General features: G+C 72.1%; 15 protein-coding genes. 8 read left to right on the forward strand and 7 right to left on the reverse strand.

The annotated features are described in order from the left end of the window. Positions 1-72: 72 nt before the first annotated feature. From sucC to ACIBKY_RS01760, 3 genes are all read left to right on the forward strand, one after another. Entirely contained in the window at positions 73-1,254 is a 1,182-nt protein-coding gene (gene sucC / locus ACIBKY_RS01750; protein ID WP_397093621.1) for an ADP-forming succinate--CoA ligase subunit beta, read from the forward strand. After that, the gene (gene sucD, locus ACIBKY_RS01755; protein ID WP_379610089.1) at positions 1,254-2,129 is read left to right on the forward strand and encodes a succinate--CoA ligase subunit alpha; all 876 of its coding nucleotides are present in this window, start codon (positions 1,254-1,256) and stop codon (positions 2,127-2,129) included. Before sucC ends, sucD begins: the two co-directional genes overlap by 1 nt. A 348-nt stretch (positions 2,130-2,477) precedes the next feature. Then, on the forward strand, positions 2,478-4,097 hold the full coding sequence (locus ACIBKY_RS01760; protein WP_397093623.1) for a DUF6350 family protein: 1,620 nt from the start codon (positions 2,478-2,480) through the stop codon (positions 4,095-4,097). 289 nt (positions 4,098-4,386) lie between these two features. Here the strand turns inward: ACIBKY_RS01760 and ACIBKY_RS01765 are convergent, their stop codons facing one another. Further along, a complete protein-coding gene (locus tag ACIBKY_RS01765; RefSeq protein ID WP_379630580.1) occupies positions 4,387-4,806 on the reverse strand; it encodes a hypothetical protein in 420 nt (139 codons plus the stop codon). 74 nt (positions 4,807-4,880) lie between these two features. Between ACIBKY_RS01765 and purN the strand changes: the two genes are divergently transcribed. From purN to ACIBKY_RS01780, 3 genes are all read left to right on the forward strand, one after another. Beyond that, entirely contained in the window at positions 4,881-5,498 is a 618-nt protein-coding gene (gene purN / locus ACIBKY_RS01770) for a phosphoribosylglycinamide formyltransferase (protein WP_397093625.1), read from the forward strand. Continuing rightward, complete coding sequence (purH, locus tag ACIBKY_RS01775) at positions 5,491-7,056, forward strand: bifunctional phosphoribosylaminoimidazolecarboxamide formyltransferase/IMP cyclohydrolase (protein WP_397093626.1); 1,566 nt, start codon at positions 5,491-5,493, stop codon at positions 7,054-7,056. The genes purN and purH overlap by 8 nt, the downstream gene beginning before the upstream one ends. 119 nt (positions 7,057-7,175) lie before the next feature. Beyond that, complete coding sequence (locus tag ACIBKY_RS01780; protein WP_397093627.1) at positions 7,176-7,352, forward strand: hypothetical protein; 177 nt, start codon at positions 7,176-7,178, stop codon at positions 7,350-7,352. Here the strand turns inward: ACIBKY_RS01780 and ACIBKY_RS01785 are convergent. The 3 genes from ACIBKY_RS01785 to ACIBKY_RS01795 are packed head-to-tail and all read right to left on the reverse strand — an operon-like array spanning position 7,312 to position 13,195. After that, positions 7,312-8,229, reverse strand: a complete 918-nt coding sequence (locus ACIBKY_RS01785; RefSeq protein ID WP_397093629.1) for an ROK family protein — start codon at positions 8,227-8,229, stop codon at positions 7,312-7,314. The genes ACIBKY_RS01780 and ACIBKY_RS01785 overlap by 41 nt on opposite strands. Beyond that, positions 8,229-9,095, reverse strand: coding sequence for a hypothetical protein (locus ACIBKY_RS01790; protein ID WP_397093630.1), 867 nt, complete (start codon positions 9,093-9,095; stop codon positions 8,229-8,231). The genes ACIBKY_RS01785 and ACIBKY_RS01790 overlap by 1 nt, the downstream gene beginning before the upstream one ends. Further along, complete coding sequence (locus ACIBKY_RS01795; RefSeq protein WP_397093632.1) at positions 9,092-13,195, reverse strand: glycoside hydrolase family 38 C-terminal domain-containing protein; 4,104 nt, start codon at positions 13,193-13,195, stop codon at positions 9,092-9,094. Before ACIBKY_RS01795 ends, ACIBKY_RS01790 begins: the two co-directional genes overlap by 4 nt. Before the next feature lie 213 nt (positions 13,196-13,408). Here ACIBKY_RS01795 and ACIBKY_RS01800 point away from each other — a divergent pair, with 213 nt between their 5' ends. Beyond that, positions 13,409-14,377, forward strand: a complete 969-nt coding sequence (locus ACIBKY_RS01800) for a LacI family DNA-binding transcriptional regulator (RefSeq protein WP_397093634.1) — start codon at positions 13,409-13,411, stop codon at positions 14,375-14,377. 14 nt (positions 14,378-14,391) lie between these two features. Next, a complete protein-coding gene (locus tag ACIBKY_RS01805) occupies positions 14,392-15,246 on the forward strand; it encodes a bifunctional methylenetetrahydrofolate dehydrogenase/methenyltetrahydrofolate cyclohydrolase (protein ID WP_379610079.1) in 855 nt (284 codons plus the stop codon). On the opposite strand, the gene ACIBKY_RS01810 is transcribed toward ACIBKY_RS01805, so the two are convergent. From ACIBKY_RS01810 to ACIBKY_RS01820, 3 genes are read right to left on the reverse strand one after another with little or no spacing between them, the layout of a single operon-like run. Then, complete coding sequence (locus tag ACIBKY_RS01810; protein WP_397093635.1) at positions 15,220-16,005, reverse strand: ABC transporter permease; 786 nt, start codon at positions 16,003-16,005, stop codon at positions 15,220-15,222. The two genes, ACIBKY_RS01805 and ACIBKY_RS01810, sit on opposite strands and share 27 nt — an antisense overlap. After that, complete coding sequence (locus ACIBKY_RS01815; RefSeq protein WP_397093637.1) at positions 16,002-16,916, reverse strand: ATP-binding cassette domain-containing protein; 915 nt, start codon at positions 16,914-16,916, stop codon at positions 16,002-16,004. The genes ACIBKY_RS01810 and ACIBKY_RS01815 overlap by 4 nt, the downstream gene beginning before the upstream one ends. Further along, positions 16,913-17,284, reverse strand: a complete 372-nt coding sequence (locus ACIBKY_RS01820) for a helix-turn-helix transcriptional regulator (protein ID WP_397093638.1) — start codon at positions 17,282-17,284, stop codon at positions 16,913-16,915. The genes ACIBKY_RS01815 and ACIBKY_RS01820 overlap by 4 nt, the downstream gene beginning before the upstream one ends. Positions 17,285-17,290: the final 6 nt, after the last annotated feature.

Consider the following 17,290-nt stretch of genomic DNA (forward strand, 5'->3'; position numbering starts at 1 on the left):
GGAAAACGCCCGGCACGCACGGGGTGGCCCGGGCCGTCGAACACTCAGTCGGAATAGCAAGGACGGACCCTCGTGGACCTGTTCGAACATCAGGCGAAGGAGCTCTTCGCGGACTACGGCATCCCGGTGCCGCGCGGCATCGTCGCCCACACCGTGGAGGAAGCACGCGCGGCGGCTGAACAGCTGACCGGCCGTGTCGTGGTCAAGGCCCAGGTGAAGACCGGTGGGCGCGGCAAGGCCGGCGGAGTCAAGGTGGCCGACGACGCCGCCGACGCCGTGGACAAGGCCACCGCCATCCTGGGCATGGACATCAAGGGCCACACGGTCCACAAGGTACTTGTGGAGGAGGCCAGCGCGATCGCGGAGGAGTACTACTTCTCCTTCCTGCTCGACCGCGCCAACCGGACGTTCCTGGCCATCTGCTCGGCCGCGGGCGGCATGGACATCGAAGAGGTCGCCCACAGCACCCCCGAGAAGGTCGCCAAGGTGCCCGTCTCGGCCATCAAGGGCATCGACCGCGCCACGGCGCGCGAGATCGCCGTCGCCGGCGGCCTGCCGGAGAAGTCGCTGGACGGCGCCGCCGAGCTCATCGAGAAGCTGTGGTGCTGCTTCGTCGACGAGGACGCCACGCTGGTCGAGGTCAACCCGATGATCCTGTCGGCCGACGGCCAGGTGAAGGCACTCGACGGCAAGGTCACGCTCGACGACAACGCCGAGTTCCGCCAGAAGGACCACGAGAAGTTCGCCGACAAGGCGGCCGAGGACCCTCTTGAGGCCAAGGCCAAGGAGAAGGACCTCAACTACGTCAAGCTCGACGGCAACGTCGGCATCATCGGCAACGGCGCCGGCCTGGTCATGTCCACGCTCGACGTGGTCGCCTACGCCGGCGAGGCCTTCGCCGGCAAGCCGTCGCCCGCCAACTTCCTCGACATCGGCGGCGGCGCCTCCGCCGAGGTCATGGCCTCCGGCCTGGAGATCATCCTCTCCGACCCGGCCGTGAAGTCGATCTTCGTGAACGTCTTCGGCGGCATCACCGCCTGCGACGCCGTGGCCAACGGCATCGTCGCGGCGTTCAAGCTCCTGGAGGAGCGCGGCGAGGCCGTGACCCACCCGCTGGTGGTCCGCCTCGACGGCAACAACGCCGCCCTCGGGCGGCAGATCCTGCACGACGCCAAGCTCAAGGGCGTCGAACTGGTCGACACCATGGACGACGCGGCCAAGCGCGCCGCCCAGCTCGCTGCGGTAGGTGCGTAATGGCAATCTGGCTGACCGAGAACAGCAAGATCATCGTCCAGGGCATGACCGGCGGTGAGGGCACCAAGCACGCCAAGCGCATGCTCGCCGCCGGCGCCCGCGTCGTGGGCGGCGTCAACGCCCGCAAGGCCGGCACCACCCACCTCGACCTGCCCGTCTTCGGCACGGTCAAGGAGGCCATGGAGGCCACCCGCGCGGACGTGTCGGTCGTCTTCGTACCCCCGGCGTTCACCAAGGACGCGGTCAAGGAGGCCATCGACGCCGAGATCCCGCTCTGCGTGGTCATCACCGAGGGCGTCCCGGTTCACGACTCCACCGAGTTCTGGGCCTACGCCGTCGAAAAGGGCAACAAGACCCGCATCATCGGTCCGAACTGCCCCGGCATCGCCTCGCCCGGCGCCTCCAACGCCGGCATCATCCCCGCCGACATCACGCCTCAGGGCCGCATCGGCCTGGTCTCGAAGTCCGGCACGCTCACCTACCAGCTCATGTACGAGCTGCGCGACTTCGGCTTCTCCACCGCGGTCGGCATCGGCGGCGACCCGGTCATCGGCACCACGCACATCGACGCGCTCCAGGCGTTCCAGGACGACCCGGGTACCGACGCGGTCGTGATGATCGGTGAGATCGGCGGCGACGCCGAGGAGCGGGCCGCGGCCTACATCGAGCAGCACGTCACCAAGCCCGTGGTCGCCTACGTGGCCGGCTTCACCGCGCCGGAGGGCAAGACGATGGGCCACGCCGGCGCCATCGTCTCCGGTTCCGCCGGGACGGCGCAGGCCAAGAAGGAAGCGCTGGAGAAGGTCGGCGTCCGGGTCGGCAAGACGCCTTCCGAGACCGCCCGGCTGATGCGGGAGATCATGCAGGCCCGCTGAGCTCCGTCGCGTTCGCCGAACCCCTGTGCCGCCGTTCCCGGCGCGCGGGGGTTCCGGCTTTTCCCGGATGTACGACCCCCCTTTTCCCGGGTGTACGGTCTCCTTTTCCGGGTGTACGGCCCCGCCGCCGCCCCGACTGCCTTGGCCCGCGCCGTGGCCCACCAGACCGCCCGTGGGAGGGGCTCCTCTTGCGCTCCGGGATCGTGAGTTGGGATGTGCGGGCCGGCCCGGGTGTGAGCCTGGAACCCCGATGCGCGAAGCGGCTCCAGGGCGTAAAGGGGACTAATAGCAGTCGGGACGGCGCGGCGATGGGGGTGTAGGCGTCAAAGTTGAGGAAAATAGGTTCCCGTGACGGCGCTACTCGACCAGCTACGGACGGCTCCCCGCGCCGTCCTCGGCAAGATCCCCGGGGTCACTGGCGACGACGATGAGTCCAGGCGGCCGCTGCCGGTGTCGGGCATGCTGGCCGCCGCCTGTACGTTGGGCGTCGGGCTGGCGGTCCTCACCACCCTCACCCTGATCGGCTGGATGGCGGCGCCCCGCGGGGCGCTGGGGCCGGGTTTGCCGGGGGTGTTCCGTACCGCGGCGCAGCTCTGGCTGGCGGCGCACCACGCCGGGTTCGCGATTCCCGGTGGGCGGGTCGGGCTCCTGCCGCTGGGGTTGCTCATTCTGCCCGCCTTTCTGCTGTACAAGGCCGGGCGGTGGATGGCCAGGGACGCCGATCTGCGGTTGCGGCTGCCCGCCCGGCTGCCCAAGAACTCGCCCAAGGAGAAGGCCAACGCCCGTCGCCGGGCCCAGCTGATCCTGGTGGCGCAGGCGGGGGTCTCGCTGGCGGCGCCGTACGCGCTGCTGGCGGGGTTGATCGCGCTGGTCGCGCGCAACGACATCACCCAGCCCTACATCGGCGAGGCGCTGCTGAGCCACTTTCTGCTGGCGTTCGTCGTGGGGGCGCTGGCCACCGCGCGGACGATCGGGCCGTGGCGGTCGATGTTGCGGCTGCTGCCCGAGCGGGTGCGCGCGGTCACCGTGGGTACGGCCGTCGCCACCGCGATCATGCTGGCCGGTGGGCTGGTGCTCGTGGTCGTGGCCGTCGCCCTGAACTTCGGCGATGTCAGGGCACTGTCCGGGCAACTGTCGACCGGGTTCGTGGGCGGGGCGCTGCTGCTGCTCGTTCAGGGGCTCTACCTGCCCAACGCCGTGGTGTGGGCGATGTCGTACATCGCCGGTCCGGGGTTCGCCTTCGGCACGGGTACGCTCGTCGCGCCCACCGGGGTCCAACTCGGGATGGTGCCCAGCCTGCCGCTGCTCGGGGCGTTGCCCGACAGCGGGCCCGTGCCTGCGCCGATGATGGCGGTGATCGCGCTGCCGTTCGCGGCCGGGGCGGTGGCGGGGGTCATGGTGGCGCGGATCGCGCCGTCGCCGTCGTATGAGGTGGCTCCGCTGTGGGGGTTCTTCTCCGGGGTGAGCACCGGGCTGGTGGCGGGGTTGCTGGCGGCGTTGTCCGGCGGGCCGCTGCGGGGTGGACGGCTGGCGGCCGTCGGCCCGTCGCCTTGGGAGGTGGCGCTCTCGGTCTGCCTGGAGGTCGGGGTCGCGGCGGGCATCTCCGCCGGGGTGGCCAACTGGCTGCTGCTGAACAGGAAGGCACGCAAGCCGCTGGACAAGGCGGCCACGCCGGTGCGCAAGGCCGGTGCCGTACTCGCGAAGGCCGCCAGCAAGGTCGGCCTGGCTGAAGCCGACGCGCGCCCGCTGCCGGGCCACTGGATGGACGCCACAGAGGCGGACACGCAGCCGATCCCGGTGATCCGCGACGACTGGCAGGACGAACACGCCTCGGCGGCCGGGGCCGACACCGCCCCCCACAGCCGCTACGAACCCGACCGCCCGCCACGCCGCGACATCATCGACGAGTCGGACGACCGGGGCGGCCACGTCATCTACATCGACCCCTACGCCTGGGACCGCGACTAGCGGCCCCACGCACGGGAACCCCGGGCATAACTACCCGGCAGGCCCTTCGGGGCCCCGAAGAGCCAAGGGGACAAGCTTGTGAGCCCCGGTGCGCCGACGCCTTTGGGCGCGCGGGCCCCAAGCCGCGGAGCGTTCGGATTGCCGGGGTGCTGACCTCGGCGCGCGGGCCTCGGGGCGTCGCCGGGTGGAGACCCGGAGTACTTGGCCGGGAACCACTCGCAAGGCCCCGGGGTACCACCGGGAGCCGGGCGGGGCCGGTGGGCGCGCGAGTGAAGGCCGGGTGCGGGGGTCAGGGCTGGACGGTGTTGAGGATGCGGAGGACCTCCGGTGGCAGCTTCTTCTCCGTGGCGTCCCGGAACTGGGTGTAGCACTCACCCTGCGACGCCACCGTCCCCGCCCCCTTCATGCACTCCTGGTAGGCGGAGTACTCGTCCATCAGGTACAGCTGCAACGCGGTCGCGATGGCCGACAGCACCAGGGCCACGGTGGAGACGGCGATGCCGCCGGTCGCGGTCCCGGTGGGCTTCTTGGAGGCGCGGAGCAACGGCAGCGCCCGTATGCCGGTCATCATGGCGAAGACGGCCATCACCAGCCCGGCGAGGGGCAGCATGAACGTCATGGCCAGCGCTGCGATGGACAACCAGATCGCGCGGCGTCCCGCGGATTCCGCGGGCTGCTGGCCTGCCGGCGCCTGAACAGGTGTCGACACCTGACCTCCTCTGCGTCGCCGGGCGAGTGAGCAGATACGCTGTCAGCCCATCCCGGCTTCCAATTGGAGTGCGCGTGTCTAAGGCTGGGCGGCTCGTCGTCCTCGTTTCCGGCTCTGGAACCAACCTACAGGCCTTGCTGGACGCTTCCGCCGACCCGGCGTACGGAGCGCGCGTGGTGGCGGTGGGCGCGGACCGGGACGGCATCGAAGGCCTCGCCAGGGCCGAACGCGCACAGGTCCCGACGTTCGTGGAGAAGCTGCGCGATCACCCAGGCAGGGCCATATGGGATGAGGCGTTCGCGGCGCGCATCGCGGAGCACAAACCCGACCTGGTGGTCTCGGCCGGCTTCATGAAGATCCTCGGCGCCCCCACGCTGGAGGCGTACCCCGTGCTCAACACCCACCCCGCGCTGCTGCCGTCGTTCCCCGGCGCGCACGGGGTGCGTGACGCGCTCGCCCACGGCGTCAAGGTCACCGGCTGCACGGTGATGCTGGCCGACGCGGGCGTCGACACCGGCCCGATCATCGCGCAGGAGACCGTGAAGGTCCTCGACGGCGACGACGAGGCGACGCTGCACGAGCGCATCAAGACCGTCGAGCGGGAACTGCTCGTCGACATCGTGGGCCGCATGGCCCGAGAAGGCTGGACCGTCAACGGACGGACAGTGATCATTGGAGGGGCGCGTGACTGAGCGCAGCGAGGGAACAGATCAGCGGAGCACACGCATCGCCATCAGGCGGGCGCTGATCGCGGTGTACGACAAGTCGGGGCTTGAGGAGCTCGCGCGGGCTCTCGACGCCGCCGGCGTCGAGATCGTCTCCACCGGGGGTACGGCTGCCGCCATCGCCGCGGCCGGCATCCCGGTCACCAAGGTGGAGCGGCTGACCGGCTTCCCCGAGTGCCTCGACGGCCGGGTCAAGACCCTGCACCCGCGCGTCCACGCGGGCCTGCTGGCCGACCTCACCAAGCCGCATCACGTGGCCCAGCTCGACGAGCTGGAGATCGATCCGTTCCAGCTGGTCGTGGTCAACCTGTACCCGTTCCGGCAGACGGTGGCCTCCGGCGCCTCCGCGGAGGAGTGCGTGGAGCAGATCGACATCGGCGGTCCCGCGATGATCCGCGGCGCCGCGAAGAACCACGCCACCTGCGCGGTCGTCGTCGACCCCGCCGGCTACTCCGGGATCCACGCGGCCCTGGAGGAGGGCGGGTTCACGCTGGAGCAGCGCAGGAGCCTGGCCGGCGCCGCCTACGCGCACACCGCCGCGTACGACGTGGCCGTGGCGACCTGGTTCGCCGACGTCTACGCCGGTGACGGAGGGTTCCTGGGCGCGGCCTGGGAGCGCAAGGCGGTGCTGCGCTACGGCGAGAACCCGCACCAGGAGGCCAGGCTCTACACCGAGGGCGAAGGCGGCCTGGCCGACGCCAGGCAGCTCCACGGCAAGGAGATGTCCTACAACAACTACCTGGACGCCGACGCCGCCTGGCGCGCCGCCTGGGACTTCACCGAGCCCTGCGTGGCGATCATCAAGCACCAGAACCCGTGCGGCATCGCCACCGGCGCCGACGTGGCGGAGGCGCATCGCAAGGCGCACGCGTGCGATCCGGTCTCCGCCTACGGCGGCGTCATCGCGGTCAACGGTGAGGTCACGGCGGAGCTGGCCGGGCAGATCGCCGAGGTGTTCACCGAGGTCGTGGTGGCCCCGGCGTTCGCCGAGGACGCGCTGGCCGTACTGACGAAGAAGAAGAACCTGCGCCTGCTGGTCTGCCCGCAGGGCCCGGCGAACCCGACGGAGTTCCGCCGCATCGACGGCGGGCTGCTGGTGCAGCGGGTCGACCGGATCGACGCGCCCGGTGACGCGGCGGCGCGGTGGGAGCTCAAGGCGGGCGCGGCGGCCTCGCCGGAGGTGCTGGCGGACCTGGAGTTCGCGTGGCGGGCGAGCCGCTCGGTCAAGTCGAACGCGATCCTGCTGGCCAGTGACCGCGCCACGGTCGGCGTGGGCATGGGCCAGGTCAACCGGGTCGACTCCTGCCGTCTCGCGGTGACGCGGGCGGGCGAGCGGGCCGCCGGTTCCGTGGCTGCCTCGGACGCGTTCTTCCCGTTCGCCGACGGGCTGGAGGTGCTCATCGAGGCCGGTGTGAAGGCGGTCGTGGAGCCCGGCGGGTCGGTCCGTGACGAGGAGGTCATCGCCGCCGCCGAGAAGGCCGGCATCACCCTCTACTTCACCGGAACCCGGCACTTCTTCCACTGATCACTGTCCGATGCCACACCCGGGGTGCCCGCCCCGGGTGTGGATTTTGTGGTCAAAGAGCGGCAAAAATCCGGTTACCCTGATGGCTCCGTGCCGGTTCCTTCTCCCGGAGTGCCTCGATGCTCGATGTGATCCTGCGCGCCTACGTGGCGACGATGGACTTCGCGACCAGCCCGTTCGTCCTGGTGGGGCTCGCCTTCCTCGGCGCGTACCTGGGCGTGAAGGCCGTGGAGCGCATCCCGTTCACGCGCCGCATCATCGAGCGCCGCGAGGCTCAGGCGGCGGAGCGAGAGTAGTCCAGGCGAGCCTGGCGGCGCCGGCGAGGGCGGCCCGGACGCCGAGCGTGGTGGGGCGGACCTCGACCGCCTTCACGAACGCCAGCCCCGCCACCTCCGCGATGGCCCGGTCCAGCGGCTCGAACAGGACCTTGCCCGCCCCGGCCACGCCGCCGCCGATGACCACGGTGCTCACCTCGACCGCGGCGGCCATGGAGACGATCATCGCGGCCAGCGCGCGGGCGCCGCGCTCGAAGGCGGCGACGGCCGTCGCGTCGCCGTTCTCGGCGTCGGCGGCCAGGTCTTTGGCGTCGGCGCCGGTCCAGCCGTGTTCGCGGGCCCAGCGGACGAGGTTGGGGCCGCTGGCGTAGCGTTCGACGCAGCCTCGGCCGCCGCACTCGCATTCCTCGCCGTACGGGTCCACGGTCATGTGGCCGACATGTCCGGCGTTGCCGGTGGGGCCGAGCAGCGGGACACCGTCGATCACCAGTCCGCCGCCGATGCCGGTGGACACCACCATGCCGAGCAGCGACGCGCTGCCCCGTCCTGCGCCCAGCCAGTGCTCGCCGACCGCGAAGCACTGCGCGTCCCCGGCCAGCACCGTAGGCAGTCCGGTGAGCTCGGCCACCCGGTCGCGCAGCGGAAAGCCGCGCCAGCTCGGCATGTTCACCGGGCTGACCGTGCCCGCGACCGCGTCGAGCGGCCCGGCGCTGCCGATGCCGGCCGCCAGCGGCCGCGGGCCGCCTTCCGTGAGCTTGCGGACGAGGCCGGCGAGCGCGTCCATCACGTCGTCGCGCGGCGTGGGGACGGTGCCGTCGCGCAGCACCGCCCCCCGCTCGTCGACCAGCGCGGCGGCCAGCTTGGTTCCGCCGATGTCGATCGCGAGAACGCAGCCCATCAGTGCTTGTGATGGTTGTCGGGCTGGCGCGGGTCGCCCGGGTGTTCAAGACCCGGCACGAGCTCCACCCGCTCGGCCCGCAGCCCGTCCAGCCACCGCGCGAACGCGCGCCGCCGGGCGGCCTCCTCCAGCCCTCCATCCGGTACGCCCGCCCGGCCGGAGGCGGGAAGGGCGACGGCCACGTGCCAGCCCAGGGCGTCCTGGACCGGCCCGGCCAGGGTCCCGTACGGCTGCCCGCCCAGGGCCTCGGCCACGGCGGCGGGCAGGGTGGCGAGCGCGACCTCTCCCAGGGACTCCAGGTCGTCTTCCGACCAGGCGGCGGGCCGTTCCGCGTAGAGGCGGTGCCGTACCTCGGCGACCCCCTCGGCGGGCGTGGCCGACCGAGCCCGCCAGGCCGCGGGAACCTCCGCCGGGACGTGCTCGAACAGCGCCTTCACCCACGGGCTGCCGTTGTAGGCGGAGGCGTTGATGGAGCCCAGCTCGACCGCGGCCAGCCGGTCCAGGGCGGGACCCTCGACCGGGGGCAACCCCAGCCGCAGCGCCTCGTCCTCGCACAACACCTCGGTCAGGATCACCTGGGTCAGCCAGCGGGCCAGCTGCCGGTCCTCGGAGCTGCCCGGCACCGGCAGCGCGGCGCTGAGCGGCCCGTCGCGCAGTTCGGCGACGCGCCGGTCGAGGGGCTCGCGGGGGACCGGCCGGCCGTTGACCCAGCCGATCACCGCGCCCACGCCGGGCGCGGACGGCGCTCCGGTCGCGGGCGGGCGGGTACGGACGGGCGCCCGCCCGACGTCATGCCCGTGCCCATCTCCATGCCCATGCCCGTGCCCATCTCCATGCTCATGTCCGTGTCCATGCCCATGGCTCATCGGGTCACCTCCAGCCGCACGACCGGCGCGTACTGGCACCGGCCGAACCACATCACCTTCGCGAGAGCCCAAGCATGGCCGGGCGCCGCGTCCTGCGGCACCTCCACGGGGAAGTCCACCTCGACGCTCTGCCCGGCGGGCACGGTGAAGCCGCGGATGACCTGGGGCAGCATCTCCCACGTTCCCCAGGGCGCGGCCAGCTGGGCCTCGCCGCGGATCTCGCCGGCGGTGGTGTTGGCCAGCCGTACCGTGACCGCGTCGCGCGCGCCGGGACGGAGGGAGAGCGACTCCGCGGCCATCGTGACCGTCAGGCCGGTGGCGCGGCCCTCGGTGGCCTTGGTGCCCTGGGCGGCGGCCCAGTCGTCCTCGGGCGGCGGGCCGGCGACCGGGAGTTCGGGGGCCTCGCCGAGCGCCACGGTGGCGACGTCCTCGATGAGCTGTCCGTGGGCGAGGGTGCGGGCGGAGACGTAGTGGAGGCCCTGGCCGGGGGCGGGGGTGACGGTGGCGGTGAAGCGCACGTGGCCGTCGGCCTCCAGGCGGAAGGGACGGCGCTCGGGCGTTACGGCCCAGCCGTCGGGGACCTGAACGTCCACGACGCCCTCGTGGGCGTGGCGGCCCGCCACGACGACCTCGACCTCGAACGGGCCGGTCGGCGTGACCAGGCCGGGGGTGACCGCGACCGACAGCGGCAGGTAGCCGAGCGGGGCGGGACCCTTGTTGTGCAGCCAGTAGCGGCTGTAGACGGGCTGGGCGATCTCCGCGAGCGCGCCGGACTCCGCGTCGCCCAGGGAGACGGGCGCGATGAACGTCGCCACCTCCGATCCGGACAGTTCCAGCGAGGCGCCGGGCACGCGGGAGGATTCCAGCAGGTCGGAGCGGACGAGCCCGTCCAGGGGGAGCACCGGTGAGTCCAGGGACGCCGTGGAGCCAAGCCCGGTCGACTCCACCAGCCGGATCGTGACGCCGTCCGGCAGGTCGAGCGTGCCGTGGGCGTGCGGGTTCCCGGTGGCCTTGACGGTGCCGAACAGCACGTCGCGGGCGGGCGAGACGCTCAGCAGCGAATGAGCGGGCGGCAGCGTGCCCTGCCGGGCCTCGACCACCCGGGGCAGCATGGGCGTGACGAACTCCTGCCCGGCCGCCGGCAGGCTCAGCGCCCGCCAGTCGCCCTGCCCGGCCACCAGCGAGTAGTGGAACTCGTGCGTCCAGTGCTGCAGCTGGAACCCCGACCCGTCGGGCGTCGTACGGCGGGGCGGATCCAGCCAGATCCCCGAAGGCCACCCGGTGCACGAGCGCATCAGCGACAGATGCAGCGCCCCGGCCGGATCCACCGCGAACCCGGGCAGCCCGTAGGTGAGCAGCGCCACCGTCCGGTCCTCCAGCTCCTCGGCGCCCGCCGGGCAGACGGCCGAGATCCGCGCGTCGGCCAGGTCGGCCACCAGCTCGCTCACCGGCCCGGCCACGACCAGGGCGGGCAGGGAGCGTACGTCGCGCAGGTCCGCGCTGGGCTGCCACACCTCGGCCAGTGGCTTCTCGGCCGGTACCCAGACCAGCGGGGCGCCGGACTTCAACGCTTCCAGGTAGGCGGGGTCGCTGCGGGAGAGCAGCTCGTCGGCCAGCGGGTTGTCCTGCGGGCCGCCGATGATGACGCGGAAGTCGGGCAGGTTCGAGTCGACGTCCAGCCAGCCGTACCTGCTGCCGGAGGCGGTGGAGGTGGTGGCGGTTACGCCCGCCCGGGCGAGCGCCACGACCAGCTCGCGCGCCTTCGGCGCGTCCTCCGGGGATGGGACGACCACCTCGGCGACGCCGAGTGCCCGCGAGCCCGCCTCGCCGAGGTCGACACGGGCCGTCGCGGACAGGCCGAACCAGGTGTTGGCCGGGTTGTCGAGCGTCCAGGGGTGCTCGGCGGTGTCCACGTCGGGCAGCGCGAAGCCGCGGCCGACGACGGCGCCGGCGACGTCGGAGACCGGCAGCGCGCCGGGCACGCCGGCGGGGAAGCTCACGCGCAGGAGCCGGTCGGCGCCGGTGTAGTCGAGTACGCGGGTGCCGAAGTCGATCCGGTCGGAGCCGGTCAGCAGGGTGATCGTCTGCTCGTAGCCGAGCTCGCCGACCCGGCCGGTGACGATCAGCCGCTGGCCCAGCGGGCTGGTTTCGGCGCGGACGGTCGCGGCGGTCGTGCCGGATCCGGTGGACTGCCCGTTGGGCATGAGGTGCCAGGGGCCCTCGCCCATGTCGGGGTGGGCGGGATACTCCTCGTAGAGGCGCAGTTCGTTGCCGAGCCCGGTGAGGATCTCCCGGCCGTCCGCCTTGTCGTAGACGGAGGTGAGCGTGCCGCCCTGGGCGGGGTCGGCCTGGATCCGCCAGCGCTCGTTCTCGATCGTGGTACGGCTGTCGCCTGCCCACGACCCGCTATTTCCCGAAATAGCCGGACCTGAAATAACCGGATATGTGCGCCAGCCCATCGGAGGCACGTCCTCGGCCAGGAAGGTCGTGGTGCCGTTCTCGGTGACCGAGGGCACGCCATCGACGGTGAGGCCGGGCGCGAGCCGTACCGACACCAGGCCGTCGCGCGCGAACGACAGCGTGTTCGTCACCACCACGCCGCGCCCGTCGGCGGAGATCTGGGAGGTCAGGGCGTCGAGCGCCTGGTCGCGGGCCTCGGCGGCCAGGTCGTGGGCCTCCCGCCAGCCGGTGAGCAGGTCGATGTAGACCTGGTCGGACTCCGAGCCGGTGATCGCGTCGTGGTGGGCTCCGTAGGCGAGCTGCCGCCAGACCTTGTCCAGCGCGGTGTGCGGGTAGCCGCCGTGGCCGAGCAGGGCGGCGAACACCGACAGCCGCTCGGCGTCCAGCGCGGCCACCTCGGCGGCGCGCTGTGCCTGCTTGGTGTCGATGTAGGAGACGTCCTTGCCGGTGTAGATGGGGTTCATGTCCCGCGTCTGCGGGCTGAAGGACGTGACCTCGGCACGGACGGCGTCGAGGAAGTCGCGCGGCGTGCCGCAGACGAACTTCGGCCACACGTAGTGCCCGGCCCAGGTGCGGTGGATGTCGGTGACCCATTTGTTCGGCGGGGTGTAGTCGGTGCCGACGGGCAGCAGGATGTTCTTCGAGGCCGCGACCGGCTTCAGCGCGCGGTAGAGCTCGAAGACGGCCTGCGTGGCCTCCTCCAGCGAGGGCGAGGAGTCCATCCACCAGCCCGCGGAGTAGTGCGCGGGCATGTAGTGCGTCAGCACGCCCAGCCCCGACGGCGAGATCCACTCGAACTCGCTGGGGAACTGCATCAGGGTGGCGTCGTTCTTGGCCTCCTTGAAGTTCTTGCTGATCGGGCCCCACTGGTGGAACGGGCCGCGGGCCCACGCGCTGCCCGTCAGCCCGGCGGCGGCCAGGTAGCCGGGGAACTGCGGGTCGTGCCCGAACGCGTCGAGCTGCCAGGCGGTGCGCGGGTCGCCGCCGAGGATGTCGCGCTGGTAGCCGACGCCGTAGACGATGTTGCGGATCGTGGTCTCGGCGCCGGTCAGGTTGGTGTTGGGCTCGTTGTAGGTGCCGCCGAGCAACTCGACCCGCCCGGCGGCCATGAGCTCGCGCAGGTCCTTCCTGCGCTCGGGGTGGGTGTCGAAGAACGGCTTCAGGTAGTCCACCTCGGCCAGCACGAACTTGTAGTCAGGGTCGCGCAGCGCCAGCTCGATGTGCGCCTCCACCAGCGCGAACGCGTTGCGCTCCCAGAGCGGCCGGGTTGTGGAGTCCCCGGACAGGAACTCCCACGGGCTGGTGTAGGCGGCCTGCGTGTTCCACCAGACCGGGTCGTAGTGGAAGTGCGAGACCAGGAACATCGTCCACCCCGGCTCCTCGGCGGTGAACTCGGCCTCCAGCACCTCCCCGCCCAGCGTGACAACGATGGACACGACCGCCCCGGGAGCCACCGAGACGTCGAGTGGCACCTCCACGACCACCTCGCCGTCGCCGGCGCTCACCCGCGCCGGCCGCGCCTGCGCGACCCCCTCGCCGCGCACCTCCAGCGCCTGCTCCCGCTCGCCCTGAGCGGCTCTGACCTTCAAGATCTGGTACGGCGCGGCCTCCGACCCCACGAACAGATCGGTAGATTCCACGGACAACAGTCGAGCGGGCAAGGCGGACTCCTCGCTGGGGGCGACGCTGACGCCGTCACGATAAGCGCTCGCCGAACCGATGGCAACGTTGTCATCCGATCTTGGATGACAACGATGTCATTCTGGCTGGCCAGGCACATCCCCTACCCTTACCCGAAACCGCTGTCCGATCCGAGGTCCCCGTTGTCAGCACCGCTCCACCGCCGTCCGACCATGAAGGACGTGGCCCAGGCCGCGGGCGTCGCCCTGAAGACCGTCTCGCGCGTCGTCAACGGCGAGTCCACGGTCGCCCCCGACACCCTCGACCGGGTCAGGCGGGCCATCCACGAACTCGGCTACCGCCGCAACGAAGGCGCCCGCCAGCTGCGCCAGGGCCGCTCCCAGGCGATCGCCATGGTCGTGCGCGACATCGCCGACCCGTTCTTCGCCGCCATCGGCCGCGCCGTCGAGACCCGGGCCGAGACCGGCGAACTCGTCGTCATGATCGGCTCCAGCCACGACGAGCCCGCCCGCGAGCGCGAGGTCGCCCTCGGCTTCTGCGCCAGAAGGCCCAACGCGCTCATCATCGCGCCCATCGCCAAACGGCAGGACTACCTCCTGCCGGAGATGGCCGACGGGCTGCCGGTCTGCGCCGTGGACCGGCCGGCCCAGGGAATCGCCTGCGACGCCGTACTGTCGGACAACACCGGCGGCATCCGCGCGGCCGTCGACCACCTCGCCTCCCACGGCCACCGGCGCATCGGCTACCTCGGTGACGACCCCGCCGTCTTCACCTCCCGCGAGCGGGTGGCCGGCTTCCGTGCCGCCATGGCCGCACGCGGCCTGCAGGTCAACGAGGACGAGGTACGGCTCGGCGCCCCCACCCCCTCCTCGGTCGGCGCCGCCCTCCGGACCCTGCTCGACCCGTCCGACCCCGTGACCGCGCTGATCACCGCCAACAACCGCCTGACGGTGGAGGCCCTGCGGCAACTGGACCACCTCCAGGACCGCCCCGCCCTGGTGGCCTTCGACGACCTCGAACTCGGCGAACTGCTCCGCCCGGGGCTGACCGTCGTGGCCCAGAACCCGGAGGCCATCGGCAACGCCGTCATGGACCTGCTGGCGTCACCACACCCGGAACCGCGCGAGGTGCGCATCCCCGTGACGCTCATCCCCAGAGGCTCGGCGGAGTTCCCGCCGTGACAGGATGGCGAGCCATGACGGCAGTGAAACTCGACGGCAAGGCCACCGCCGCGAAGATCAAGGCGGACCTGGCGACCAAGGTGGCCGCCCTGAAGGACAAGGGCATCACCCCCGGACTCGGCACCGTCCTGGTGGGCGAGGACCCGGGCAGCCAGATCTACGTCGCGGGCAAGCACCGCGACTCCGAGGAGATCGGCATCACCTCGATCCGCGTGGACCTGCCGGCGACGGCCACGCAGGCCGAGGTGGAATCGGCCATCGACGAGCTCAACGCCGCCCCCGAGTGCACCGGCTACATCGTCCAGCTCCCGCTGCCGAAGCACCTGGACACCATGGCGCTGCTGGAGCGCATGGACCCCGCCAAGGACGCCGACGGCCTGCACCCCGTGAACCTGGGCCGCCTGGTCCACATGGTCGACGCGCCGCTGCCCTGCACCCCGCACGGGATCGTGCTGCTTCTGCAGGAGTACGGCATCCCGCTGAAGGGCGCCGACGTCTGCGTGGTGGGCCGCGGCATCACCGTGGGCCGCTCGCTCGGCCTGCTCCTGACCCGCAGGAGCGAGAACGCCACCGTCACCCTGTGCCACACCGGCACCCAGGACCTGGCCGGGCACGTCAGAAGGGCCGACATCGTGGTGGCGGCCGCGGGCGTACCCGGGCTGATCACCGCCGACATGGTGAAGCCGGGCGCGGCCGTACTCGATGTGGGCGTCTCCCGGGTGGACGGCAAGATCGCCGGAGACGTGGCCCCTGACGTCGCCGAGGTGGCCGGCCACCTCACGCCCAACCCCGGCGGCGTGGGTCCCATGACGCGCGCCCTCCTGCTGTCCAACGTCGTGGAATCAGCCGGACGTACGGCGCAGCCGTAGCACGGCCAGGGTCATGAAGACCGCGGTCAGGGCGAGAATCCAGACCGCGGTGACCAGGGCGGCATCGCCCGCCTCCCGGCCGGAGAACCAGGCGCGGAGCGTGTCGATCATGGCGGTGACCGGGCTGTGGTCGGCGAAGGCGCGTACCGGGCCCGGCATCGTGGCGGTCGGGACGAACGCCGAGCTGACGAACGTGAACGGCAGCACCCAGACCAGCCCCATGCCCTGGGCCGCCTCCCCGCTCCTGGCCATCAGCCCGATCCACGCCGCCACCCAGGAGAAGGCGAAGCCGAACGCCAGCAGCAGCCCGAACCCCGCCGCGATCCGGCCGGGCGAGCCGTGGAAGCGGAAGCCGACCAGCAGGCCGCAGCCGAGCATGACGGTCAGCGTGATGACGCTGCGCAGCACCTCGGAGGCGACGCGGCCGAGCAGCACCGACGAGCGGGTCATGGGCAGCGAGCGGAAGCGGTCCATGACGCCTTGCCGCATGTCCTCGGCCAGGCCGACGGCCACCGCGCCGATCGAGCTGAACAGGATCATCTGCACGAAGACGGCCGGGATGAGCGCCTGCACGTAGTCGCCGCCGGGCATCTGGATCGCGCCGCCGAAGACGTAGGCGAACAGCAGGATGAAGACGACGGGCTGGATCAGCGCGTACATGAGCAGCAGGCCGGGGGCGCGCACGATGCGCCTGGTGTTGCGGCCGGCCATCAGCCAGGCGTCGCGCAGCCACCATCGCGGGCCGGTCAGCCGGTTCACCGGTCTCCTCCGGTAAGGGCGAGGAAGGCGTCGTCGAGGGTGGGGCGGCGCAGGGCCAGGCCGGTGATGGGCACCCCGGCCGCGTCGAGGTCGCGCAGCAGGTCGGGCAGCACGCTCTCGGCCACGGGGACGGTGACGGTCTCGCCTTCCAGGGTGGGGCGGGTGCCGTACCTGCTCATGACCTCGGTCGCGGCCGGGGCCTGGCGGGGGTCGGCGAGGACGACCTCGGCGCGCGCGCCCCCGGCGCGGGCCTTGAGCTGTTCGGGGGTGCCGGTGGCGATGGACCTTCCCCGGTCGATGACGGTGACGGCGGAGGCCAGGCGGTCGGCCTCCTCCAGGTATTGGGTGGTCAGCAGGATCGTGGTGCCCTGCTCGGGCAGCCGCCGGATGGCCGACCACAGGGTGCGGCGCGAGCGCGGGTCGAGGCCGGTCGTGGGCTCGTCGAGGAAGAGCGCGCGTGGCCGCGTCATCAGGCTGGCGGCCAGGTCGAGGCGGCGGCGCATGCCACCGGAGTACGTGCCGGCCCGGCGTCCGGCGGCCGCGCCCAGATCGAAGGCGGCCAGGAGGTCGTCGGCCAGGCGGTGGGCCTCCTTGCGCGGCAGGCGGTAGAGACGGCCGACGAGCACGAGGTTCTCGTGCCCGGTGAGCAGGTCGTCCACCGCGGTGAACTGCCCGGTCAGCCCGATGAGCGCACGCACCTGGTACGGCTGCGCCGTCACCGACCGGCCGCCCACCTCGGCCCGCCCGGAGTCCGGCCGCAGGAGCGTGGCCAGAATTCTGATCAGCGTTGACTTGCCCGCACCGTTGGGCCCGAGCAGCGCGGTAATCGAGCCCTCCGCCACGTCAAGGTCGAGCCCGTCCAGGGCGACGACGCCGCGGTAGGCCTTGCGGAGGTTCTCCACGAGGATCATGGGGCTCCGTCCTGGTACAGGGCCTCGATGAGCTTGGCCAGCGCCCGCTGCGCGCTGGCCGAGGCGCGCGGCCCGACGGCGGCCAGCGAGGCGACCAGCGCGGACGCCTCGCCGGGTGTGAAGATCAGCGGCGGCAGCACGGAGCGGGCGTCGATGGCGTAGCCCCCTCCGGGTCCGCGCCGGGAGATGACGGGCACCCCGGCCTCCAGGAGATCGGCGAGGTCGCGCTCGATCGTGCGCGCGCTGACGCCCAGCCTCCCGGCCAGCGAGCCGGCGGAGAGCGCCCGGGGCGCGGTGGCCCTGAGTTCCTCGATCAGGCGGTGATGGCGTTCGACGCGGGGGACCAGCGCGTGGATGCTGATGAGCATGACTCC

The organism is Nonomuraea sp. NPDC050394 (genome assembly GCF_044459065.1).
Taxonomy (GTDB): domain Bacteria; phylum Actinomycetota; class Actinomycetes; order Streptosporangiales; family Streptosporangiaceae; genus Nonomuraea.